This window comes from Paenibacillus sp. FSL H8-0175 (assembly GCF_045040615.1).
Lineage (GTDB): Bacteria > Bacillota > Bacilli > Paenibacillales > Paenibacillaceae > Paenibacillus_AQ > Paenibacillus_AQ odorifer.
This window is the reverse complement of sequence record NZ_CP150299.1, coordinates 4,743,262-4,767,361: the sequence shown is the minus strand read 5'-3', so window position 1 is coordinate 4,767,361 and position 24,100 is coordinate 4,743,262. Positions and strand designations below refer to the sequence as shown.

Annotated in this window: 28 protein-coding genes; 25 read left to right on the top strand and 3 right to left on the bottom strand. The window is 45.2% G+C overall.

Annotated features, from left to right (window positions below; all coding sequences use genetic code 11):
* Positions 1-2: 2 nt before the first annotated feature.
* Complete coding sequence (gene hisC / locus MHH46_RS21245) at positions 3-1,100, top strand: histidinol-phosphate transaminase (protein WP_076192316.1); 1,098 nt, start codon at positions 3-5, stop codon at positions 1,098-1,100.
* A 46-nt stretch (positions 1,101-1,146) separates the two neighbouring features.
* Entirely contained in the window at positions 1,147-2,241 is a 1,095-nt protein-coding gene (locus MHH46_RS21240) for a prephenate dehydrogenase (RefSeq protein WP_036676253.1), read from the top strand.
* Positions 2,242-2,685: 444 nt separating this feature from the next.
* Here MHH46_RS21240 and MHH46_RS21235 read toward each other — a convergent pair whose 3' ends face one another.
* On the bottom strand, positions 2,686-3,990 hold the full coding sequence (locus MHH46_RS21235) for an MFS transporter (RefSeq protein WP_081387838.1): 1,305 nt from the start codon (positions 3,988-3,990) through the stop codon (positions 2,686-2,688).
* Positions 3,991-4,207: 217 nt separating this feature from the next.
* Positions 4,208-4,774: a helix-turn-helix domain-containing protein gene (locus MHH46_RS21230; RefSeq protein ID WP_038572428.1), complete on the bottom strand. Its 567-nt coding sequence runs from the start codon at positions 4,772-4,774 to the stop codon at positions 4,208-4,210.
* Between the two features lie 193 nt (positions 4,775-4,967).
* Between MHH46_RS21230 and MHH46_RS21225 the strand changes: the two genes are divergently transcribed.
* From MHH46_RS21225 to MHH46_RS21170, 12 genes are all read left to right on the top strand, one after another.
* Positions 4,968-5,144 (top strand): hypothetical protein, encoded by a 177-nt coding sequence (locus tag MHH46_RS21225; protein WP_175618937.1) that lies wholly within the window; start codon positions 4,968-4,970, stop codon positions 5,142-5,144.
* A gap of 554 nt (positions 5,145-5,698) precedes the next feature.
* Positions 5,699-6,286, top strand: coding sequence for an RNA polymerase sigma factor (locus MHH46_RS21220; protein WP_036676255.1), 588 nt, complete (start codon positions 5,699-5,701; stop codon positions 6,284-6,286).
* A 152-nt stretch (positions 6,287-6,438) separates the two neighbouring features.
* Entirely contained in the window at positions 6,439-6,885 is a 447-nt protein-coding gene (locus MHH46_RS21215) for a hypothetical protein (RefSeq protein ID WP_051490909.1), read from the top strand.
* 178 nt (positions 6,886-7,063) lie between these two features.
* Entirely contained in the window at positions 7,064-7,651 is a 588-nt protein-coding gene (locus MHH46_RS21210) for a histidine phosphatase family protein (protein ID WP_076127520.1), read from the top strand.
* Between the two features lie 89 nt (positions 7,652-7,740).
* Positions 7,741-8,826: a hypothetical protein gene (locus tag MHH46_RS21205; protein ID WP_076101463.1), complete on the top strand. Its 1,086-nt coding sequence runs from the start codon at positions 7,741-7,743 to the stop codon at positions 8,824-8,826.
* Positions 8,827-9,071: 245 nt separating this feature from the next.
* Positions 9,072-9,251, top strand: coding sequence for an IDEAL domain-containing protein (locus tag MHH46_RS21200; protein WP_036676261.1), 180 nt, complete (start codon positions 9,072-9,074; stop codon positions 9,249-9,251).
* A 184-nt stretch (positions 9,252-9,435) separates the two neighbouring features.
* Positions 9,436-9,855 carry a DUF2487 family protein gene (locus MHH46_RS21195; RefSeq protein WP_076192197.1) on the top strand — a complete coding sequence of 140 codons (420 nt, stop codon included), beginning with the start codon at positions 9,436-9,438 and terminating at the stop codon, positions 9,853-9,855.
* A 239-nt stretch (positions 9,856-10,094) separates the two neighbouring features.
* Positions 10,095-10,649 carry a ubiquinol-cytochrome c reductase iron-sulfur subunit gene (locus tag MHH46_RS21190; protein ID WP_076127525.1) on the top strand — a complete coding sequence of 185 codons (555 nt, stop codon included), beginning with the start codon at positions 10,095-10,097 and terminating at the stop codon, positions 10,647-10,649.
* Between the two features lie 5 nt (positions 10,650-10,654).
* Complete coding sequence (gene qcrB, locus MHH46_RS21185) at positions 10,655-11,326, top strand: menaquinol-cytochrome c reductase cytochrome b subunit (RefSeq protein WP_036676266.1); 672 nt, start codon at positions 10,655-10,657, stop codon at positions 11,324-11,326.
* 26 nt (positions 11,327-11,352) lie between these two features.
* The gene (locus tag MHH46_RS21180) at positions 11,353-12,225 is read left to right on the top strand and encodes a menaquinol-cytochrome c reductase cytochrome b/c subunit (RefSeq protein WP_076134674.1); all 873 of its coding nucleotides are present in this window, start codon (positions 11,353-11,355) and stop codon (positions 12,223-12,225) included.
* 91 nt (positions 12,226-12,316) lie between these two features.
* A complete protein-coding gene (locus tag MHH46_RS21175) occupies positions 12,317-12,964 on the top strand; it encodes a DUF1405 domain-containing protein (protein ID WP_076141308.1) in 648 nt (215 codons plus the stop codon).
* A 155-nt stretch (positions 12,965-13,119) separates the two neighbouring features.
* On the top strand, positions 13,120-14,022 hold the full coding sequence (locus MHH46_RS21170; RefSeq protein WP_076192195.1) for a sporulation protein YpjB: 903 nt from the start codon (positions 13,120-13,122) through the stop codon (positions 14,020-14,022).
* Positions 14,023-14,082: 60 nt separating this feature from the next.
* On the opposite strand, the gene MHH46_RS21165 is transcribed toward MHH46_RS21170, so the two are convergent.
* Positions 14,083-14,952: a YitT family protein gene (locus MHH46_RS21165; RefSeq protein WP_076127532.1), complete on the bottom strand. Its 870-nt coding sequence runs from the start codon at positions 14,950-14,952 to the stop codon at positions 14,083-14,085.
* A gap of 167 nt (positions 14,953-15,119) precedes the next feature.
* Here MHH46_RS21165 and MHH46_RS21160 point away from each other — a divergent pair, with 167 nt between their 5' ends.
* From MHH46_RS21160 to panD, 11 genes are all read left to right on the top strand, one after another.
* Entirely contained in the window at positions 15,120-15,449 is a 330-nt protein-coding gene (locus tag MHH46_RS21160; RefSeq protein ID WP_036676271.1) for a nucleotide pyrophosphohydrolase, read from the top strand.
* Positions 15,450-15,508: 59 nt separating this feature from the next.
* Positions 15,509-16,030, top strand: a complete 522-nt coding sequence (locus tag MHH46_RS21155) for a tetratricopeptide repeat protein (protein ID WP_036676272.1) — start codon at positions 15,509-15,511, stop codon at positions 16,028-16,030.
* A gap of 34 nt (positions 16,031-16,064) precedes the next feature.
* Entirely contained in the window at positions 16,065-16,868 is an 804-nt protein-coding gene (gene dapB, locus MHH46_RS21150; protein WP_036676273.1) for a 4-hydroxy-tetrahydrodipicolinate reductase, read from the top strand.
* 15 nt (positions 16,869-16,883) lie between these two features.
* On the top strand, positions 16,884-17,306 hold the full coding sequence (gene mgsA / locus MHH46_RS21145) for a methylglyoxal synthase (RefSeq protein ID WP_036676275.1): 423 nt from the start codon (positions 16,884-16,886) through the stop codon (positions 17,304-17,306).
* Positions 17,303-17,995, top strand: coding sequence for a bacillithiol biosynthesis deacetylase BshB1 (gene bshB1, locus MHH46_RS21140; protein ID WP_038572419.1), 693 nt, complete (start codon positions 17,303-17,305; stop codon positions 17,993-17,995). The genes mgsA and bshB1 overlap by 4 nt, the downstream gene beginning before the upstream one ends.
* Before the next feature lie 231 nt (positions 17,996-18,226).
* Entirely contained in the window at positions 18,227-19,387 is a 1,161-nt protein-coding gene (gene bshA / locus MHH46_RS21135; RefSeq protein ID WP_036676278.1) for an N-acetyl-alpha-D-glucosaminyl L-malate synthase BshA, read from the top strand.
* Positions 19,323-20,747, top strand: a complete 1,425-nt coding sequence (locus tag MHH46_RS21130) for a CCA tRNA nucleotidyltransferase (protein WP_405132511.1) — start codon at positions 19,323-19,325, stop codon at positions 20,745-20,747. The genes bshA and MHH46_RS21130 overlap by 65 nt, the downstream gene beginning before the upstream one ends.
* Positions 20,737-21,537, top strand: a complete 801-nt coding sequence (locus tag MHH46_RS21125; RefSeq protein WP_076127538.1) for a biotin--[acetyl-CoA-carboxylase] ligase — start codon at positions 20,737-20,739, stop codon at positions 21,535-21,537. The genes MHH46_RS21130 and MHH46_RS21125 overlap by 11 nt, the downstream gene beginning before the upstream one ends.
* 336 nt (positions 21,538-21,873) lie before the next feature.
* The gene (panB, locus tag MHH46_RS21120; RefSeq protein WP_076127540.1) at positions 21,874-22,740 is read left to right on the top strand and encodes a 3-methyl-2-oxobutanoate hydroxymethyltransferase; all 867 of its coding nucleotides are present in this window, start codon (positions 21,874-21,876) and stop codon (positions 22,738-22,740) included.
* On the top strand, positions 22,741-23,631 hold the full coding sequence (gene panC, locus MHH46_RS21115; RefSeq protein WP_076192191.1) for a pantoate--beta-alanine ligase: 891 nt from the start codon (positions 22,741-22,743) through the stop codon (positions 23,629-23,631). It abuts the gene before it with no gap.
* Entirely contained in the window at positions 23,624-24,007 is a 384-nt protein-coding gene (gene panD, locus MHH46_RS21110) for an aspartate 1-decarboxylase (protein ID WP_036676288.1), read from the top strand. The genes panC and panD overlap by 8 nt, the downstream gene beginning before the upstream one ends.
* Positions 24,008-24,100: the final 93 nt, after the last annotated feature.

Here is a 24,100-nt window from a genome sequence, read left to right as displayed (position 1 = left end):
GTATGAATCCAAAACCGAATATAGTTAATCTCCCTGTCTACAAACCAGGGAAACCTATAGACGAAGTCAAGAAGGAGCTTGGCTTAAGTGAGGTTATTAAGCTTGCATCCAATGAGAACCCGTATGGAGCTTCACCGAGTGCAAAAGAAGCAATTCTAGCAGAACTTGAGAATCTTTATCTTTATCCGGACGGCTCAGCCGTTGAATTGACTTCAGCACTTTCCAGCCGTCTTGGCGTGAATAACGACAATATTATTTTTGGCTGTGGCTCAGATGAGATTATTGCACTTATTGCTCGTGCCTTTTTCTTACCGGGTGATGAGACAATCATGGCGGACCAAACCTTCTCCGTGTATAAGAGTAACGCAGACATTGAAAGTGCGGTATCTATTGAGGTGCCGCTTGTAAAAGGTACACATGATCTGGATGGGATGCTGGCTCGTATAACGGACCGCACTAAGGTTATCTGGATCTGTAATCCGAATAACCCAACAGGTACGATTGTTCCAGAGGAAGCTTTGGTTTCTTTCCTGGATGCTGTGCCTTCCAATGTAATGGTTGTCCTTGATGAGGCATACTGTGAATATGTAACAGATCTTTCATACTCCAATGGTATCCAGTTACTGACTCGTTACAAGAATCTGGTTGTGCTTCGCACATTCTCCAAAATTTATGGCTTAGCTGCATTGCGTATTGGATACGGTGTTGCGAGTCCTGAGATCATTTCGTTGATCAACAAGGTACGTGAGCCTTTTAATACCTCACGACTTGCTCAAGCTGCAGCTCTTGCTGCTTTGAATGATCAAGATTACGTACAGGAATGCCGTCGTCTTAATAGCGCGGGTATTGTCCAATTGCAAGGTGAATTCAAACGTCTGGGTCTAGAATCCTTCCCGGCACACGGGAACTTCATCATGGTAGATGTTCGTAAGCCTGCTACAGAGGTCTTTGATGCTTTGATGCGTAAAGGAATCATCGTAAGAGCGGGTCATCAGGTTTATCCGACTTATATTCGGGTTACTGTGGGCTCGGCTGAGCAGAATACAGCTTTTATCACCGCGCTGGAACAAACTCTTTTAGAGAGTGGAGTACGCGCTTAGTAATAACAGCAAGTCAAGACTAAAGAAGGCAGGTAGTTCAAAGAACATGACGACAAAAATAGCAATATTCGGTGTCGGTCTGATCGGAGGCTCACTGGCCCTTTGCTTTAAAGGCAAGGAGGGCCTGACCGTCGTTGGCCATGCCCACCGTCCTGAATCCGCGAGTAAGTATATTAGCAGAGGTGTGGTCGATAGTGCCACATTGTCTGTGGAGGAAGCGGCAATCGATGCCGATTTCATTTTTTTATGTGTGCCGGTGGGTATGCTAGAGGATTATTTGCAGCAGTTAAGCAAATTGCCGCTCAAGCCCGGCTGCATCATTACAGATGTTGGAAGTACGAAAGCTAGTATTGCCGCATGCGCGGTCTCTTTGGATATTCCTGGAGTACATTTTATCGGCGGTCACCCTATGGCAGGATCAGAGCGTTCAGGTGTTGAGGCAGCTTCATCGCTGTTGTTTGAGAATGCCTATTACGTATTAACGCCTCCACCGGGAGTGCCAGACGAGGCTTATCATGCGTTGGAGTCCTTACTCCACCTTACTAGAGCGCAGATTGTACGCCTTAATCCAGAACGTCATGATGAGATTGTAGGCGCCATTAGTCATTTGCCACATATTATTGCCGTTGCGCTGGTAAATCAGATTAAAGCTTATGATGATACTGACTCCTTGTATAGTACGTTAGCTGCAGGGGGCTTTCGGGATATTACACGGATTGCGTCCAGTGATCCAATTATTTGGCGTGATATCTTGTTAAACAATCGTTCAGTGATGCTTCGTTTGTTGAAGGATTGGAACGAGGAAGTTTCTTCTTTTGTTCGTTTGCTGGAAAGTGAAGATGGTGTAGGGATTGAAGAGGCATTTCATGAAGCCAATGGCTTCCGTAGTCAGTTGCCTGAACGGCGTAAAGGTATGATAGCACCTTTATTTGACCTACATATTGATGTACCGGATCATCCGGGGATTATCGGTCGTATTGCTACAGAGCTGGGGGATCAAGGAATTAACCTTAGCAACGTACAAATTATCGAAAGCCGTGAAGATGTTCCGGGGATTATGCGTCTCTCTTTCCGTCAGGAGAACGATATGGAGCGGGCGAAGATCCTGTTGCAGCATCATGATTATACGGTATACGTGTAGTATTAAGGTTCGCTCGGGTTCATTTTCAAATCATAAAAAACAGTAAAATAGCGATTCTCATGTGAATAGAGAATCGCTATTTTTTTGTTTGTTGGTTTGTTGGTTGCTTACTTCAACGTGCCTTCGTTAGTATCGTCATCGGCATCGGTACCACCATAAGTACCACCTAGTACTTACGGACCCTAATGACGTTATTTGCTCGTTTTTTGCCTTTGAAGCAGTCTTTCGGACTCCACAGACGCTATTTCACATAAAGAGGCTTATATTGGGTGTTTTTCGTGCCAATAGCTGTTATGCGGTCCGTTAGCATCCCAAATGCGGATTAATGCTGCATTTAAGGTCAACTGTGTCCGATAGCGACTTCGTACAAGCTAAATGTTTATTGGATCAACGAAGAAAAGAAAGGAGTGCCGCAAAATGCTTCCGGATTTATACCCGCGGACTCTAATTTAGGTTTGGTTTGTTGCAACTGTTCCCAAACTCGCTTTCTTCATTCTGATCAGTATTTCTTCCATGAAATTCTCTGGTACTTGAGTTTATTTCGTCGTAACTATTTCGACTACCTACAAAACGATTTCTTGCTGCTCCTAGACCGACAATAAAGAGTAAGACCGAAGCTCCAAGCAGTATGAAAAGTGGCACGTTCCAACTATTTGTCGTGTCATGCAAATATCCTATAAGGGCAGGACCAATTGCGGCAAGCAGATATCCGATCGATTGCGCCATACCAGACAGTTCCGCTGCTTGATGCGCATTTTTAGTACGTAAACCGAAAAACATCATGGACAAGCTAAAGGCGCAGCCTCCACCAATTCCGAGTATGATGATCCACAACAGAATGATATTGGAGCTTCCGTAAAGCAGTCCGAGCGTTCCCGTCAAAAGTAAAATGGTTGTGATGAACACTAACGAACGTTGATTTGACATTTGCCCTGCAATAACGGGGACAATAAAGGTAAATGGAAGCAGCGCTAACTGCATTATTGAGAGGTACCATCCTGATTGGCCTGAGTCAATGCCTTGCTGTTTTAAAATTTCAGGCAACCATGCGATTAGCACATAGAAAATCATGGACTGCATCCCCATAAACAAGGTTACTTGCCAGGCAAGAGGGGAACGCCAAACCTTCACATCATTGTCGGCCATCTGTTGACTCGTCGAGGCTGTTTGCTTCGTATGCTTCCTTAATTGAGGCAACCAGCAGAGGATCGATACAAAGCTTAGGATCCCCCAAATTCCCAATGCACCCTGCCATTTTAAACCTGCGTTTGCAGCTAGCGGTACACTGATTCCCGAGGCGATCGCTCCAGATAAACTCATTGAAATTGCAAATACACCAGTCATGGCACCGATTTTATTAGGGAAATCACGTTTGATTAAACTTGGCATTAATACATTACAAACGGCAATTGCAAATCCAAGAATTGCAGTTCCAATATACAGATTTGCAGCCCCAGATAAAGAACGTATTACAATACCAACAGTCAAAAAGATCAGAGCAAACAAAATTAAAAGTTCTACTCCATACCTACGTCCTAATTTTGGTACTAGAGGCGATAATAAAGCAAAGGTAAGTAAAGGTACCGTTGTGATCAAGCCTGCTAAAGTATTGGAAATATGAACGTCACCCCTAATGAGACCCACTAATGGACCGACCGAGGTTAAGGGAGCACGTAAATTTGCGGCAATAATAATGATGCCGAGTAGTAGCAGCCCTAAAGATGATGGTACGATTTTTTTATTCGGCATTCTTCATTTTCCCTCCCAGAATTAATGCGTACTAATATCCGCGCGGACAATGAAAGTATAGTATAATATATTAAATTTAACAATAAGTATTTTAAAGTTTACTTTATTGAGATAGTTCTATAACTTGAAATGCTTATATTAGATAAAAAAATACAACTCAGAGTTTCCATTTAGAATGGAATACTGAGTTGCATGTAATAGGTGAAATTTACGACTTTTAGAAACCATATTTTAAGGAGATATGGAGCACTGTTTCGCTATTCGTATGATTGGTATAAGAGTGAGGGCGATCTGCACGAAAACTGATCGTATCATATTGATTCAATGTGTACATTTCTCCATCGACTCGTATTTCAATGGAACCAGTCATTACTGTCGCAATTTCAGTTGTATTCACATGATGACCTTCAGGGTGATACGAACTATTTGGCTGTAAGTAAGCCCGACACATTTCAATATCGTTGCTTACATTTTTAAAGACGGGTTCTATGATCCAATTCTTTTGATCATTAGAAAACCGAAGACCTTCGCCTGCTCGATACAAACTAACAGGGTCTTCAGATTTGAACAAAGCTAATAGGGGCAAAGATATGCCTTTTGAAATTTTCCATATTATCGCCAAAGTTGGATTTGTCTCGCCACGTTCGATATTCCCCAGAGTAAGTTTACTTACGCCCGTTAATTCCGCTAAGTCGTCTAAGCTCATGTTTTTTTCTTTTCTGTACTTTTTCAAGGCACCGCCGATTTGTAGTACCAGTTGTTTTGATTCATCGATTTCATCCATTTCAAATTCACCTCAACAAATAACTTTATAGCTAGTATATTGTTTATCCTGACTCTTTTCCATACGATTAGGATTAGAGGGTGGATTACACACGCAGCTATGCAAATGACGTCTATGTAACGAACCTGCCCGTAGGCTTATCACCTTTCCCGGTTTAATCCTTTATTTTTGCAAAAGGAGGGATCCCAATGGGGTGAGCGCAGAGGAGTCTATATTTGTAGGTGATCATCCAATGAATGACGTACAAGCGAGCCGTAACGCAGGGCTGCAAGCCATTGGGAAACGTAATGAGCAGATATCTCTTCAAATGGACGTAGACGGGGTAATAGATGATTGTGGGGATTTGTGGAAGCTGATTCGCTCGCTATAGTAAAAATAATCTAATATAGATCATCTAAAAAAAAGGTAGAGCGCTTTCAGGACAAAAAAAGACCGCTTACAAAGTAAGCGGCTACAGTTCACAATAAATTGGAACCGTTAAGTATTGGATAGGAGTGGAGAGAAACCATACTGTACTTTTATTATATGTATACGTTTACATTTTGTCAACAGTTTTTAAAAATTGATAAATGTGTTATTTTTAAAGCCGGATTCTAAGTCAGAAATCCAATGTCGGGTCTTGCTGGCGAGTCGACCTATCTAAAGTCTATTAATGTCATCCTATGAGAATATGTGGTACAATAGAGCAGGTATGTTTCTAGATTCGTTTCTATATTTATGTAAAATTAGAAGTATGCCTTATTTCTTTTTGTCTTCTTCATATACATCATGCCTTAATTATCGGGTAGTTGAATATACATAGGTGTATTTCATAAAAAAACTAAAAATTTGCAGTAACACCGCAACTTTTAAAGCCCAAACCGGTATAATAAGTACGGACCGGATGGGAAAAGACGTGCAAGGGCGAGGAGGGCCAATCTCACCATGACGGATTCCCAGTTGATCCAGCAAATCAAACAAGGAAACACGGAATTATATTCAGAATTAATGCGTCGTTATCAACGTAAAATACTAGCATTTGTATATCATATGCTTAGAAATTCACATATGGAGCTTATCGCAGAGGACCTTTGTTCGGAGACCTTCTACAAGGCATTTCGTAGCTTGCATTCCTTTCGAGAGGTAGATGCTTCATTCTCAACATGGCTGTACACTATCGCCCGCAACACTGTTCTAAGTGAGCTTCGCAAGAACCGTGCCGGTAATGTATCTCTGGAAGAGAGTGGATATACACCAGTAGCACCGTTTGAAGTTGCACCCGAGCAGGCTGCATTGCGCAATGAACGGATGAATTTGGTCCGTGAGGCGATAAATAATCTTCCCGAAAAACAACGCTCTGCACTTATCCTACGTGAATATGATCAAATGGACTATCAAGAAATCGCAGAAATTTTAGATCAGAGTGTAAGCTCAGTGAAATCATTATTGTTTCGTGCCAGGAGTAGTGTGAAGCTTCAACTCGAATCCTATTTCAATGAGCCTGAAGTTGAAGAGCAGGTTGAGAGGGTGTAAGGCGAATGAATTGCAGGGAAGCGCAAGAATGTATTCCGCTCTTGTGGGACGCTCCCCCCACACATCCTAGGCGGATTTTACTTGAAAGACATATTGAAACTTGTCCTTACTGCGCTGCAGAATGGGCTCTATGGCAAGAGAGCAGCCTGCTTATGCAAGATTTGAGGGAAGAGATCAGTGAAGAGCGTGCTGAAGCCATAAATGTTAAGGTCATGGAGCGGATTTATTTAGAGAGTCCATGGTTGATGCCCGGTGACGGGAAATCTGCTGGGACCTCTGCTATTGTTCGCCATCGGCTTAGCTTATGGATCGCATGCTTTCTGGCAATATTTCTGTCCAGCGTTCTTTATTTTACGATGTTCAGAACTCCAGGTGATGCAGTTGTTGCTCAGAGTGGAATTGTGGAGACAGGTGTCGCTGGATCCTCGATGGAATGGCAATCAACGTATCCAATTTTGGGCTCTGAAGGTGGGATCATTGAACCCCTTGTAGTAAGTATGGGACCCACTCATCCTCAATACTGGATGATGTTATCAATGTTAGGTGTAGGCTTTGCAGTATTTTCATTAACTAGGCTGAATCGTTATCGCCGATCATAGAGGGTTATTAGACGTATGTCTTTGCTTCCGTTGTTTATAATATTCAGAACATTGAATGAGTCCCTTTACTTAATGTAATGAGGGGCTTTTTGCATTGTAAAACTCATAAAAAGAAGACTTTTTATTTCATCCATGTTACATTAAGAGACAAATACTTTGCTGAAAAGGGGGAGGCAACATGCTAATCGGCTTGATACGCCATGGATTGACGGACTGGAACGCGATAGGGAAAATACAGGGACAAAGTGATATTCCACTTAATGATGAAGGACGGATGCAAGCTGCAATGCTTGCTGACCGCTTATTACAGGAACCGTACAGCTGGGACTGCTGCGTTACTAGTAATCTTTCCCGCGCTGCTGAGACCGGTAAGATTATTGCTGACAAGTTAGGGATTCCGCTATTAGAACCTGATCAGCGTATCCGGGAACGTGCTTATGGGCAGGTAGAAGGGCTTACTGCCGCAGAACGTGAAGAGAAGTGGGGGAAGGAATGGAGCCAGCTCTCCCTCGGTCAAGAAACCGACGAACAGCTTCAGGCTCGGGCTCTTGCTTTTATGGAAGATATTTCTGCGCTGCATCCCAATCGGAATATACTCGTCATATCGCATGGAGGATTTCTTGCTCAGCTGTATACTGCTCTTTACAAGGATAAGTATTCTGAACGAATTGGCAATCTATCCTTGACGATTCTGGAGAAGAAAGAGCGGGAATGGAACCCTATTTTATATAATTGTACTCGCCATATCCTGCAAAATCAGCATTAACCCGGGCTTCGGGTTATTTTTTTTGCAATAAAGGGAATAAAATAGGCAGTATTCCCCATAATGGTAGTAAAACGGTGAGGCGATAAAACATGAATCTGGCGGATATGCTTACTTATGCAGATATTGGACAGCTGACCGCCATAGCGGGCCGCTACCGGTGTGAATGCAAACAGAATTCCAAACACGACTTGATCCAAAGTATTTTGATTATGCTTGGAAGCAGAAGTTTTATGGAGTCTCATATCCGGGAATGCGCTCCGGAGGATTTACGGTTTTTGAATACATTGCTTTTTGATGAACGCACCTACTTTAGTCTTGAGGATTTATTGGCTGTGGCAAGGCAAGCATCTTTTGATGCACCTGAAGGAAAAACTGGAGGTTTCCGGGAGATGGTCTCACGCTTCAAAAGTGGAGGCTGGCTCTTTAGTGGTTCCTCGCAGCAGACCAGATATTTGTACCAGGTACCCAAAGATTTAAAAGAGCGTTTTCGGGAGACGATGAGTGCACATATCAAAGAGAGCATCGCAACTAGCCCTGAACCTGTGATGTATCGCAGTGAAGGAGAATTAATGATCAGTGATCTGGTAATGCTGCTGAGATATATTAAGGACAATGAGCCAGAACTGAATCAGGAAGGGGCAATGTATAGGCGTTATCAGCAAGGTGTGATGAACGCGCTTCATATTCCGGAGGAGCTTCTTAGCAAAGGCGGTTGGAGGTTTGGTTATGGGAGAGCTTGTGAGCATTATCCTCCAAGATTTGCGCTTTTGTATGACTATATTCGTCACCGCCGTTGGATCTCTGAGGAAGGCTTCCGGCTAAGGCTTACTGCGACCGGTGAGGCTGTGTTAAACGATGGAAAATGTGATTCGTTGATGCAGATATTCTCTTTTTGGTTAAGACTATATAAAGGGGCTGTGCCAAATCTACCTTCACTTGTGTATTGGATAAGCATCAGCGCCGGCAATTGGGTGACAGTACCTTCTTTAGTGGATGGTGTGGGGTGGCTAATTAAACCGTTTTATTATGACAGTGCTGCTTCTATTCTAGAGCAACGTATAATACGGATGATGGTGCACCTAGGCATGCTTAAACTGGGCGAGACTTCTGGTGGACTCGCTGTGATGATGACACCATGGGGGATAGAGACAGCCGTGCCTAAGTATCTTCGGTAGAGGTGCGCGTGCGAATGCTTATGGGGATTACATATGCAGAAGTAGGAATCCGTTATTGTTGCTGATGGGTACAATAGAGGAAGTGTTGAGCGGAATGGGCGAATATGTAGAACGAAGACAGGATTGATGAATATGCTTTAGTAGGTGCCGATTCTCTTGAAACCGAAAACATAATCATCTTGATGAATATCAAAATATCAAATAACAAGAAAAAAAGGATCTCTTAAACAGCGGAGGTGTATCGAATGGACAAAATGAAGGCTACGTATGAAGTGATGCTAGGACTTGCGGCAGAAATGGTGTGGGATGAAGCGCTGCGAAAGCGTCGCTCCGACATCTTGCACCGTGAGATTGACACGGCGCTGGCTACCGGAGATGAGATGGCTTTCCGAAATCTTACTGAGGAACTTAAAAGTTTGGCATAAAGAAATGCGCTTAGCGCATTTCTTTTTTTGCTTATAATCTACTCAATTTGCTTAATCGGACGAAAATAAAAAATCTAAATCTGGACGTTCCTCCTCCTCCTTCAATATAATGGGTTCTATAACTTCAGGAAGATCTGCGAAAGACCGGAAAAATTAACAATTATACATAGGGAGATGAATGGGAATGAAATTCAGCGATTTTGAAGTGGACACTTGGGAGGAGAATCGAAAATTCTATGATACATGTCTCATACCTTTTACAGGATTAAGTGGACTGGAGAGTCCTCCTGAGACCGTTCAGGCACTCGAAAGATTACGTAATTTCATGGATATGGTGGAAATACCGTTCAAGGGGCGGATCGTGACTTACCCAGCCATTCAGTACGCTGGAGAGGGCTATGTGAATTTAATTAATGAGATTTGCCAAAAAGTCAAATCCAGTGGTTTCCAGCATGTAGTGGTGTTGACAGCGGATGTACCTCTCCAAGAAGGCCAAATCTATGAAAGCGATTTAGTTCTCTCTCTGCCTATCATTGAGGCTTCTCATGAAGGGAAGAATGACAGTGAAATTAGGATGAAAATTCAAGACATGTGGCGGAGATGAACTCCTTATAAATGTGACAGAAAATCAACAATTATAGGTTGAAATCGCTTTTTAGCCTGTCACAAATTAGACAATATTCTTGACGGGTTTTGGAGCCTAAGCTATTATTAGGTTGAATCCAAATGGTATGTGATGTATTTCATTGAAAAGATTTGAAAACGGATTATTTATATTGAGACATCTCTGATCGGACACCACAGATACTTTCTTATATCTTGAGAAGGGGGTTATATAACAGTATGAGCAGCCATAATGAACAACAGGAGACATGGCCTGAACAACCACCCAGCCGTAAAGAGATGTCGCGCAGGCAATTTTTGACCTACACGCTTGGTGGCGCCACTGCTTTTATGGGGGCGGGTACAATTCTCCCCATGGTCCGTTTTGTCGTGGATCCGATATTACATAAGAAGGGTGCTGGAGATTTTATCAAGGTTGCTGAGATAAGCAAAATCACCGAAGAGCCCCAGGAATTTACTTTTGAATTGAAACAGAAGGACGGATGGTACGACAGTACAGCGACACTCACTGCGTGGATCCGGAAAGACGCGAAGGGTGATATTTATGCGCTTTCACCGATCTGTAAACATTTGGGATGTACGGTCGGGTGGAACAACGATAAAGCTCATCCGGACGAATATCACTGCCCATGCCATGGTGCACGTTATACAAAGCTTGGCAAAAATCTCGAAGTTGCTCCTAAGCCGCTTGACCAGTATAAAACGAAATTCGATAACGGGTGGGTGCTTTTGGGAGACATTGTGCCAAATACAGTAGCTCGTGAGGAGGCGTAGTTCTGATGTTTAAAAATGTCTATAACTGGATTGACGAACGTCTGGATGTTACGCCGATTTGGAGAGACGTGGCCGATCACGAGGTTCCTGAGCATGTTAATCCGGCCCATCATTTCTCTGCGTTCGTGTATTGCTTTGGCGGACTGACCTTTTTTATCACTGTCATTCAGATTTTATCAGGTATGTTCTTAACGATGTATTATGTTCCGGACATTATTAATGCTTATGCTAGTGTTGAGTATTTGCAGACAAGTGTTGCATTTGGACAGATTGTCCGCGGGATGCATCACTGGGGCGCAAGTCTAGTAATTGTTATGATGTTCCTTCATACAATGCGCGTCTTCTTTACAGGCTCTTACAAAGCGCCGCGCGAGATGAACTGGGTAGTTGGAATGCTGATTTTCTTCGTAATGTTGGGACTTGGTTTAACAGGTTACTTGTTGCCTTGGGATAATAAAGCTTATTTCGCAACAAAGGTAACTCTTGAAATAGCCAATTCTGTTCCAGTGATGGGGCCGGTGCTGAAGGAACTGATGCAAGGTGGAACGATTGTTGGTGCCGAAACCTTAACTCGTTTTTTCGCACTACATGTATTCTTCCTCCCAGCGGTGCTTCTTAGTCTGCTCGTAGGACACTTTATTATGATCCGCAGACAAGGGATTTCCGGACCGTTGTAAGTTAATCTGAGAGAGGAGGAATACGGATGGCGCATGGAAACAATTCTAAGGAAAAGGTTGTATATGTCGGTGATTCCAGAGTTCGCAGAGGGAACGGATTTATCACACCTCCGGACTACACGGCTTACCCCGGCAAATCGGAAGCCTTTATCCCTAACTTTCTACTGAAGGAATGGATGGTCGGAGTCGTTGTACTTGTAGGAATATTAGTCCTTACTATTTCAGAGCCAGCTCCGCTAGGTTTTCCAGCAAATGCTAGTGCTACGGTTATCCCGATTCCTGACTGGTATTTCTTGTTCCTCTATCAGTATTTGAAGCTCCCATATGCTTCAGGCGATTATATCGTTCTGGGTACACTAGGAGTTACTGGTGTGGCTTTTGGTTCACTTCTGTTGGCTCCTTTTCTGGATACGGGTAGAGAGCGTCGCTTTTACCGTAGACCGATTGCTTCATCTTTAATGTTCTTGTCACTTGCAGCGATTGTTTATTTGACCAATACAGCCTGGACTGAATACAAACATGAAATGGCTGAAACGGGTCAGATTCCTGAAGATGTTCAACGGGAAGAAAAGGCGGCGGAGAACAGGGCTAAGGGTCTTCCAACCTCCAGTGCCGTTAAGCCAAAAGAAGTAGCGATTGTGGACAAGGATGATCCTGCTATGGGACTCTTCAAGCAAGCCACTTGTATCTCCTGTCACGCAGCAGATTTGAAAGGGGCGGGCGGTCCTTCACTTCGTGGAGTTGGAGACACCCACGACAAAGAAGCAATCCTTACTATTATAAAAGAGGGTCAAGGGCAGATGCCAAAAATGTACGATACCGCTTTGGGAGCAGGTCTATCAGAAGCGGATATTGATACCTTGGCCGGCTGGCTTGCCAAACAAAAAAGCGAACAGTAAAATAATGATAACGCAACCTGATCGTGCATGCGGTCAGGTTTTTGTATGTCTAAATGCGAAGTGCCATTACTTGGGGAGGTTAATAATCTGTATGCCAGTTCATTGGTTTAACAAACTGTTTAAGAACCGGGGAATTATCTGGTTGTTATTTATCGTAAATTTCCTGGGTACAATTTATGGTTACATATGGTATGGCAATCAACTGGAGTTCACTGCGGCTAATTATCCACACTGGCTGCTTCCATTTGTTCCGGATAGTCCAACCGCAAGTTTGTTTTTTACCTTGGCTCTGTTGCTGATGCTTTTCCCTCCAAAAAGCTACACAGGAAACAATGTAAGGGAACTTATTGAGGCTTTGGCGGTCGTTACGTCAGTGAAGTACGGGATATGGGCAGTGAGTATTATTTTTGCCGGGGGTTATCACGGTGATGTTTTGGTTTGGAAAGATTGGATGCTGGTAATCTCCCATACGGGGATGGCAGTTGAAGCATTGATTTATGCGAGGTTTTTTTCTTTCCGCAAAATGATTCCATTAGCCCTGCTTTGGACACTCGCCAACGATATGCTGGATTATTCTTACGGAATCTATCCGTGGTTACCTTCTGTTTTGAACGATTATGTTATACAGGTACAGTACTTTACAATGGCGCTTACGCTGCTTAGTGTTGCAGCTGCTTGGTTGTTTAGTAGAAGACAAAGACCGGTAGATTCAATCTATCAGTTCAAGAATAGACGTTAGTAAGCAGTTCTATCCCTTGTCCCCCTGCCATACATTTAGAATTATAAGAAGTATAAGTTTTATACTATGCTTTATCCTTATAATTTTACGAGAAACGAATATCGTCTTTAAAAGACGACAACGTCGTTTCTTCTTAAGTAGGAGGGGGATGTCTCATGCTCCGCGGGAGATATTATGTAGTGGTTGTTCTAGTATTCTGCTGGCTGCTGTCCAGTATGGATGTTGTAAAGGCTTCAGCAGCGCTAGGGGATGCTGGTGAAGGGTCTGGCAAAGCTTCGAAGCAAAGCGCCGACGTTAGTTCGGGCAACGGTTTGGCAGTAATGAGCGGAAAGACTGGGGCGCAGCAGCTGGAACAAGCTGCTGAGGCATTGTATGGGTATGTTTTGGAAGGGGATGTAATGAAGGTCCGACAGGAGACCGAAGCGATCTCCAAGATCTTTGTGTCCTCATCCTTTGAAGGAATGACCTCTGTGGAGGGTATTAATGCATTGTCAGGGGTCATTATGGACCTGAAGGCTACCGTGGCAGGCGCGAAAATAAATCCACAGCAATGGGAAGCGGCAGCCGCCAAGCTACGTCTAGCTGCCAACAGTCTTAATCATCCGCGCCAGCCTATTTGGCTTCAGTACTACAAGCTGATTCTCGAGGATCTAAATGCGATGGAGCAAAGTGCGGTTGCAAATGATTTGGCGGGCTGGAAAACAGCTCTGGAAAGACTGCAGGGCAGGTATGATAACATTCGGCCAGCAGTGATTGTCTCCCGCCAGCCTGAAGTTGTGAATGCTTTTGATTCCTGGCTCTCATATGCGGCCGGCATTCCTTCGTCCTCACAAAAGGTTGAACGTGCCCGCCTGCTTGAAATTGTATCTTATGGTCAGGATGCGGTAAGAGTAATGTTCGGAAAAGAGAAGGATGAACCTGCTTTGTCCTTGCCGCTGGCATCGCAAGAATTTGGGATTTGGGGAGGGTTAGCCGCAAGCTTCATTATAGCTGCGTTAGCCTATGTAGCCTATCGCAAGTACCGAGGTCAGAATCAGAATTGGAAGCCGATTCCGTAGGGTGAAACTATAAACAGTAAAAAGGAGTGTGGGCTTGAAATGGCCTACACTCCTTTTTATTTAGGTTTCTCGAAAGCCTTCTCCATGTACGTCGTGTACATCGCTAATAATTACGAAGGCGCGTGGATCAACGGATTTGACCAGCAGACTTAGCCGGCGGATTTCTTGCCTTGAGACTACACAGTACACCATATATTTGGCTTGCTTGGAATAAGCACCGATGGCAGGGATGAGGGTTACACCACGGTCCATTTCGGCTGTAATCAGATCGGCAATTTGTGGTGCTTCATCACTGATAATTGTAAATGCCTTGGCAGCATAGGCGCCTTCTTGGATAAAATCTATCACTCGTGATGAGATAAAAACTGCGACGAGTGTGTAAAGTATTTTTTCTTTAGGAATGTAGAGGATGGAAGAGCCAATAATAATAATGTCGATGGCCAAAATAATCTGCCCCATGCTCCAGCCAAAATTCCGTCCCAGAATTCTTGCGACAATATCAACACCACCTGTTGTACCCCCAAATCGGAATACAAGCCCAAGCCCCGTTCCAAGCGTTACTCCTGCGTACAGTGCCGCAAGAATAAAGTCGTGTTCGGTACTGAAGGGGATAATCCATCCCGCAGTAATCATTCGTTCGAAAACCCACAGGAAAAAGGTCAACGCCCCGATCCCTACACCTGTATACACAATTTGCCGCCCGCCTAGGACTTTCCAGCCCAGCAGAAACAAAGGAAGGTTGATCAGCAGTGTGGATAAAAAGATGGGAATACTAAAGGCATAATTAAGGAGAAGTGTGATCCCGGTTACGCCGCCTTCCATCAACTGATTAGGAATGATGAAATACAGTAGCCCGAAGGCATATACTGCGGCTCCGAGCAAGATGGGAGCGACTGTCTTGCTGATTGTAATTACCTTTTTTGAATTCATGAAATCCCTCGTTAGGCCTTTTGTAGGCAGTTTTTCTTTTCCTATAATAAGTATACCTTTTCTTGCGTGTGTTAAAATATTCAAAAAAGATTGTCTTCAAAACGTCTTTACGATAACATAGGGGCAAACAGAAGGCAAGATATACAGAGGGGGAGAAGTTACATTTTATGGACAAAAGTCTTGGTGACATACAGCGTGAAGTAGACGCTTATATATCGCAGTTTAAGGAAGGGTACTTCAGTCCACTCTCTATGCTGGCCCGCATGTCCGAGGAAGTCGGAGAACTGGCTAGAGAGGTCAATCACGAGTTCGGCGAGAAGCCTAAGAAGTCTGATGAAGCTGAGAATTCCATTGAACTTGAACTGGGAGATATTCTGTTTATTACCGTTTGTTTTGCAAATTCTCTCGGGATAGACCTGACGGAAGCGCATAATAAGGTAATGCATAAATTTAATACCCGTGATGCGGGACGTTGGACACCGAAAGACACCGATTAGGCCTCTATAACATATGCTGTACCAAACGAACGGGATTTAGCCGTGAGGATGGTGTGTATATGGATCATAAGGATTATGTAAGAGAGGCCTACCGCTCGATATTGCGCAGTGACTTTGCCGAAGCTATTGTTTGCTTCGAGTCTGCAATTGCAGCAAGCCCTGCTGATGCCGAGGTTAGATATCGTTGTTCCATAACGTATGCCCGCAGTGGTATGCTAGATAAAGCTTTAGTTCATGCTCAGGCTGCTGTAAAGCTGGACACCAGCAAACCTGAGTATAGTCTGCATCTGCAGCATTTGCAGGCTATGATGCATGTACAGGAAGCCAAACGGTTGATAGAAGATGAAGACAACAAAACTCGCAACCCTTATCATCCGATTACACTGCTCAAAGAGGCTATTACCCTTGATCCATTATATGGGGATGCTTATGTATGGCTTGCTATCGCGCATAGCCGAGTGAATGAACATTTACAGGCTATGACTGCCTTAAAAGAAGTGATTTCGTTACATCCGGATGATTCTGGCTTGCGGGAATTGATGAGAGACCTTCAGAAATCCATACAATCGTATATGCAATAACTATATAACTAGTGAGAGCGAGGATGGAAAAAATATGAATAACAAGATCAGGGTCGTTGTATCCGGCGCAGGCGGAAGAATGGGTAAAGAGGTTGTTAAACTTGTATTGCAGGACGAAGAGCTGGAGTTAGCAGCAGCAGTAGATCGTTCTTCGGGCGATATTGATGCAGGGCGTCTGGTAGGTCTGGAAGACTCAGGCGTTATTGTAACTTCTGATCTTGAGGCCGCCCTCGCGGGAAGCAACGGAGATGTCCTTGTGGATTTCACTACACCGCAGTCAGCGTATACGAATACAGCGCTAGCTATTAAGTACGGAGTGCGTCCGGTTATCGGTACAACCGGATTCACACCGGAGCAGATGGTGGAACTGGACAAGCAGTGTCAAGAACAGGGGATTGGCGGACTTATTGCTCCGAATTTCTCCATTGGAGCTATTCTATTGATGAAATTTGCGGCACAAGCTTCAAAGTACTTCCCGCATCTGGAAATTATAGAGTATCATGGTGACCAGAAACTGGATGCTCCATCCGGAACTGCGGTCAAAACCGCAGAGATGATTTCGGAAGTTCGTGAGGAACTTCGTCAAGGTAATCCTAAAGAGGAAGAAACCATTGAAGGTGCCCGTGGTGGTTACTATAACGGATTCCGGATACATAGTGTCCGTCTTCCTGGTGTGTTTGCTCAAGAAGAAGTGATTTTTGGTGGATTCGGACAATCCTTGAAGATTCGCCATGATTCTTATGAGCGTGCAGGATATATGCCAGGCGTTAAGATGGGTATTGAAAAGGTAATGGGATATACAGGCTTGATCTATGGATTCGAGCACTTTATAGAATAGACAGGAGAGAACACCATGTTAAAGATCGCATTTATTGCCCACGATCGTAAAAAAGATGAAATCGTAAATTTTGTATTAGCTTATGAACATGTATTTGAAGGTCATGAACTATTTTCTACAGGGACTACTGGCCAACGGATTATGGATGTAACTAACTTAAAAATTCATCGTTACATGTCTGGTCCATTAGGTGGAGATCAGCAAATCGGTGCAATGGTAGCACAGGATGAACTGGATCTTATTATTTTCATGCGGGATCCATTAATGGCGCAGCCACATGAACCTGATATTTCAGCTCTGCTTCGTTTGTGTGACGTATACGGGATACCGGTAGCTACGAATATTGCCACAGCGGAGGTTCTTGTGAAGGCGATTGATCGTGGTGATTTTGCTTGGCGTGCACTGGTTCATAAATACAAACCGGGTGTTGATGAATGAAGCTGGACATTCTTGTATTTGGTGCGCATGCAGATGATGCGGAGATTGGTATGGCAGGAACAATTGCGAAACATACCGCTGCGGGACTTAAGGTGGGACTTTGCGATTTAACAGCCGCGGAAATGTCATCGAACGGTACAGTAGAACTTCGCAAGCAAGAAGCGCAGCAAGCTGCAGACCTTCTCGGAGCATCCGTGCGGACAAACCTGGGTCTGCCAGATAGAGGGCTTTTTATTACAGCAGAGCATGTGGCGGCTGTGACTGCTGAAATTCGCCGCTTTTCTCCTACGATAGTTTTTGCTCCTTATTGGGAGGATCGTCATCCCGATCATATCGCCTGTAGCAAGCTGGTGGAAGAGGCTGTGTTTAATGCCAAGCTACGTAAATATATGCCGGACAAGCCGGCAATTCCTGCTCCACAGCTGTACTTCTATTTTATCAATGATTTAGGACGTACCGATCTTATTGTTGATGTTACTGAGCAATATGGCTTGAAAGAGCAGGCGTTGTCCTGCTATCGCTCGCAGTTCACCAAACCTCCGGGTGAGGATGCTGTATCCACACCGTTAACGGAAGGCTACATTGAACGAGTCCGTTCGAGAGATATGCTGCTTGGCCAGCGCAGACTGATTCCTTATGCAGAAGGGTTTGCAACCAAGGTACCTCATACGGTGGAATTGTTTACTTAAGGAACGGATATAACGAAGTTTGTATGATAATATAATAAGCTGATTAAGATTGATCCAGGAGCGCTTGGAATTAATACGCCATTGCGCTCCTGAGAGCTTTTATTGAACAGCTTAGAGAAATGAAGTCCTGTGTGATTTTGAAAGAAACGGTGTTCGCTTTTTTGAAAGCGGCCGACAAACAATAGATGATTCATTACACGAATCAATACTGGAGAAGAAGGAGACAGGAAGATGGATCGTATGCTAAAAATAGGAATTACCTGTTATCCGTCTCTTGGCGGTTCAGGCGTAGTTGCGACTGAATTAGGTAAACTCTTGGCCGAGAAGGGTCATGAAGTTCATTTTATTACACATAGTATCCCGTTCCGCTTGGGAACGTTTCAGAAAAATATTTTTTACCATGAGGTAGAAGTAAACGATTATTATGTATTCCGCTATCCCCCGTACGATCTAGCGCTTGCTACGAAGATGGCTCAGGTTGCTAAAATGCAAAATCTGGACCTTCTCCATGTTCACTATGCAGTGCCACACGCAGTGTGTGCTTTCCTTGCAAAGCAAATGCTTGGGAACGATATGAAGGTTGTAACCACGTTGCATGGTACGGATATAACGGTGCTTGGTCAGGATGAATCGCTTAAAGATTTGATTCGTCTGGGGATTAATGAAAGTGATGCCGTTACGGCGGTCTCTCAGGATCTTATTAGAGAAACACGGGACGTACTCGATATTACCCGCGACATTGATCTCACTTATAACTTCGTGGATCATCGGGTCTATTATCCGCGTGATGTAACGGATCTGCGGGGAGATTTCGCAGCGCCTGATGAGAAGATTCTGATGCATATCAGTAATTTCCGTCCTGTAAAAAGAGTCAGCGATGTTGTTGACGTTTTTGCCAAAGTGAATCGTGAACTGCCTTCACGCCTGCTGCTTGTAGGTGAAGGTCCGGATCTTCCCAAAATTCAAGCCAAAATTAGCGAAATGGGTCTGGAAGATAAAGTTCGTTTTCTGGGAAGGCAGGATGAAATCGCTCAGGTGATCTCTTTAGCTGATCTGCTTCTGCTACCTTCCGAGAAGGAAAGCTTTGGTCTGGTTGCTCTGGAAGCAATGGCTTGCGGCGTACCGACGATTGGCTCGCAAACCGGAGGCATCCCTGAGCTTATAGAGCATGGAAAGACTGGATTCCTTGCCCCGATTGGCGATACAACGGCTATGGCTAAATATGCAGTTAAGCTCCTGTCGGATGAACGTATGGTGCAACAGTTCAGAGAAGCTTGTCTACAAACAGCCTGCAAAGATTTCTGTAAGGATTCGATAACGAAACAATATGAAGATATTTATTACCGGGTGCTGGGGCGCAAGGTACTTGGACTGGACCCAGTTCGGGGGTAAGGAGTCATATATGGAATGGACAATGGCACCTTCTGCGATGGCAGTTGCAGCGGAGATTGTAATTTCCGAGTTAACCCAAAATGGCCACGAGGCTTATTGGGTTGGAGGATGTATTCGCGATGAGCTATTGGGTAGGCCAGTGCATGATATGGATATTACAACCTCAGCACTGCCGGAGGAAGTGATAGCTATCTTTGCGCGCAGTGTGCCAACAGGATTAGCTCATGGTACGGTCACCGTGATACAGGATGGTTGTGCGTTTGAAGTGACGACATACCGCACAGAAAGTGGTTATGTTGACCATCGTCGTCCTGAGCATGTTTTTTTCGTCAACGATGTGAAGGAGGATCTTCGTCGTCGTGATTTCACGATCAACGCGATTTGCTGTGGATTAAATGGGGAACTTATTGATCCTTTTGAGGGTGAGAAGGATCTACAGCTGCAGGTGATTCGCTGTGTAGGCGATGCGGAGGAGCGGTTTGACGAAGATGCGCTTCGCATGCTTCGCTGCATTCGTTTTGCATCGGTGCTGGATTTCTCCATCGCGAAGAACACGTGGAGGGGCCTGATGCGCCAGCGGGATAAGCTGGCGCATATTGCTGTGGAGCGTGTCCGCGCGGAGCTGGACCGCATCGTCGAGGGGCCGCATCCTCTGCGCGGCCTCGGCATGCTAGCGCGCTGCGAGCTGCTGGCGCGCGGCAAAGCCCCGTTCCCCTGGACCGGAACCGATATGGCGGCTGCTGCCGCCTTAACGGCCGGGGTCGGGGAACTGGAGAGCGCCCGCCTGCGGTGGGCGCTTCTCCTCCATGCCCTGAAGCAATCGGCCCAAGAGGCCGATGTGCTGCTGCGGGCATGGACGTTCTCGGGGACGACGCGGAGCGGCGTCGTCCAGGTGCTGCGGGTCCGCGAAGCTTGGACCGCTGCGATAGAGGCCCTGCCGCCGGGTACGGGCGGCAGGGAAGGTCTGCGGCGGCAATGGATCGCCGCCGTGCTGGCCTTTGGCGTGGAAGCTGCCGAAGGGTGGCTCTCGCTGCTGGCGATCCTGCCAGCAGTTGCACCTACTCTTCCCGCTGCGGCCTCTTCTGCCTTTTCCGTCGTGGAATCGACAGAGGCCTCAACAACACCTGCCGCTGTAAATGTACAAGCGGCAAGAGAATGGATCGCTCAAATGCCGCTAACCAGCCTTTCAGAGCTTGAGATTACAGGCAATGAGCTGGTGGGGGCTTTGGACAAACGTCCGGGACCATGGCTAGGCAAAATGTTAAATGGACTCCTGCAAGCGGTCGCTTCAGGTGATTTACCTAACGATAAACAATTATTACTGCTTGAAGCAAAAAGGATGGATAGACATGAGCGATGATAAAGCGCTGTCGCTAACTGAGCTGAAGCGAGAGACCTCCGCTTCGAATTGGGTAGGCGTCATTCAGTTGCTGGAATCTGTGGTGTCCACTCAAGAAGAAGCTAAGTTTTTAGCGGAGAACGGCGCGCCGGAAGGGACAACTGTCATCGCGGAAGAACAGACGGGCGCCCGAGGCCGAATGGGAAGAAAGTGGTTTTCTCCCCGTGGCAAGGGCATTTGGATGAGTATTGTGTTACGGCCCCAATTACCCTTGTCGGAGACTCCGCAGCTGACATTGCTGGCTGGGGTTGCCGTCTGTAAGGCAATTCGACGGGTAACAGGTGTAGATGCCGGCATCAAATGGCCGAATGATCTGCTCGCAGGCGGTCGTAAGATTTGTGGGATTTTACTGGAATCTTCTCTAAGAGAAGGGGAGCTTCATTATTGCATTGCTGGAATTGGCATTTCCGCGAACATGACAGAGGAAGATTATCCTGATCATCTGCAGGAGGTCGCGACTTCACTTCGGATTGAGCGGGGGGGTGCTCCAGTTGACCGTTCTGAGCTGGTAAAAGCAGTTTTGGACGAGCTGGAGATGCATTACAATTTGTACATGAAGCAAGGTTTTAAACCCATCAAAGAACTATGGGAGTCCATGTCAGTGACTTTGGGCCGCCAGATCGCACTGAATAGCCCTCAGGGGCGTTCCGAAGGTGTGGTAGTAGGTTTGGATGAAATAGGTGGTCTGCTGCTTAAAAACAGCTTAGGAGAGATCTCTAACGTATGCTCAGGTGAAATTGAACTTTTATAATATTTTTTATATGACAAGGGTATCATCCCTTGTCATATTTTTTTCGTGTAATTCCGAGCTTTTTTTGTTATACTATGGGTCGGAGGCGGTATCGTTTAACGAACTGTACTCTTGAACTGAAGAACTTTTTTATATTTTTATTATTGGAAATACCTTCATAACTGCGTTTGACGGTTACGTTGGATTCTGCTCTGAGCCGTAAGGACCGAGACAGAAGGGACGATCGCAAGTGACTCTTTTTTGCCCTTCGGACCTTTTTAGCAAATGATTGCTAAAAGGTTTTTTTGTTGCGATTTTTACGGGCAGGTTACTTAAAAAAGGAGGACGAAAAGAGAAATGGCAAACAAACAAGCGCTAAATATTGTAAAAATGAAAAAAATGAAAGCAGAAGGTGTGCCCCTGAGCATGCTGACCGCTTATGATTATCCGTCTGCAGTTCTTGCAGAAGAAGCAGGTATCGACCTTATTTTGGTTGGTGACTCTCTTGGGAATGTAGTCCTTGGATACGATACAACTTTACCGGTAACGATTGAAGATATGGTGTACCATACCCGCTCGGTAACCCGAGGAGCACAAAGCACCTTTATCGTGGCGGATATGCCATTTATGACTTATCACGGAAGTGTAGATGAAACTCTGCGGGGAGTGCGCAGATTAATGCAGGAAGGGCGGGCTCATGCCGTCAAAATGGAAGGTGGACTCGAGATTTGTGAGACTGTAGCTACGGTGGTAGCTGCGGGAGTCCCTGTACTGGGACATATCGGGCTTACTCCGCAATCCGTGAATATGATTGGTGGCTACCGGATTCAAGGCAAAGATGCCAAAGATGCGCAACGCCTGATGGATGAAGCTAAGGCGCTTGAGGCCGCAGGTGCTTTTGCAATCGTTCTGGAGCTGGTAACGGAAGAAGTAGCCCAAGCGATCTCTGAAGCGCTTAGCATCCCAACCATTGGGATCGGTGCAGGCCGTTACTGTGATGGACAGGTATTGGTTTTCCATGATTTGCTGCGGTATGCCTCACCTTACCGTGAGAAACGTTTTGTCAAAACCTATGCGGATGTGGGTAATGTAATCCGTGAGGGCATCAGCCAATATGTGAAGGAAGTAAAGGAACGTTCCTTCCCAGATGAAAGTCACGTTTTTAATGCAGATGAAACGGTTTTGGAATCTTTATATGGCGCTGCAAGAAAGGAAGGAAAATAAATGAGAGTCGTCAGAAGCATGGAGCAGCTGCGCGAAGCTTTGGAGTATATGAGACAAGGCGGGCACGCCCCGATTGGGTTCGTTCCTACGATGGGATACTTGCATGACGGACATGCCAGTCTGCTTCGCCGGGCTGGAGAAATGAGCAACACAGTGGTAATGAGCATTTTTGTGAATCCTTTGCAATTCGGGCCAAACGAGGATTATGATTCCTATCCGCGTGACGAGCGTCGTGATTTGGAACTCGCTGAACGTGAGGGAGTAGATATTGTATTTATCCCCAGTGTGGAAGAAATGTATCCGCAGCCTACTCGGACTACGGTCTCGGTATCGGAGCTTACTACCCGGCTTTGTGGGGCTTCCCGCCCTGGGCATTTTGATGGTGTAACCACAGTAGTTAATAAATTCTTCAATGTCGTACAGCCGGATTATGCTTTCTTTGGGCTGAAGGATGCTCAACAAGTTGCTGTGCTTCGTCGAATGGTGTCCGATCTTAATATGAATGTCGAAATTATTCCTTGTCCGATCGTTCGTGAAGGGGATGGACTTGCACTCAGCTCACGTAACGTATTCTTGTCTCCAGAGGAGCGTAGTCAGGCATTGGTGTTATCTCGTTCCTTACGTGAAGCACGTCAGTCCATTGAAGAAGGAAAAGTAACAACCGTTGCTGAAGTGCGGGAATTGTTGACATCGGTTATTTCCAGCTCCCCTCTAGCGGTGATTGATTATGCGGAGATCTTAACATTCCCTGATCTTGAAGGATTAGAGGATGAAGCTCTTTTATCAGAAGTGGATGGGGAAATTATTATAGCGCTCGCCGTGAAGTTTGGCAGAACACGCTTGATTGATAATAATGTATTTATTCCAAAGGAGGTTGCTGCACTTGTTTAGACATATGATGAAATCCAAAATTCACCGCGCAACAGTAACGGAAGCGAATTTGAACTATGTGGGCAGTATTACCATTGATGAGAGCTTGATGGAAGCCGCGGACATTCTTGAGAATGAAAAAGTTCAAATTGTGGATAACAACAATGGTTCGCGACTGGAAACCTATGTAATCCCTGGACCGCGTGGAAGCGGAGTGATCTGTCTTAATGGTGCCGCAGCTCGTCTGGTTCAGCCGGGCGATACAGTAATTATCATTTCCTATGCGATGTTGTCCTCAGAAGAACTGGAGTCACATAAGCCAACGGTGGTATTCGTGGATGAGAATAACAAACCAGTGAAGCTGGCTGATCATGAATTGCATGCTACAATCGCATAATTTATGGACTTACGCCATGTAATGAATGGCAGGGATGAAAGACCCCGATCTCGCAGAAAATGAAGTCAGGCAAGCTGAACTGATTTCATCTTC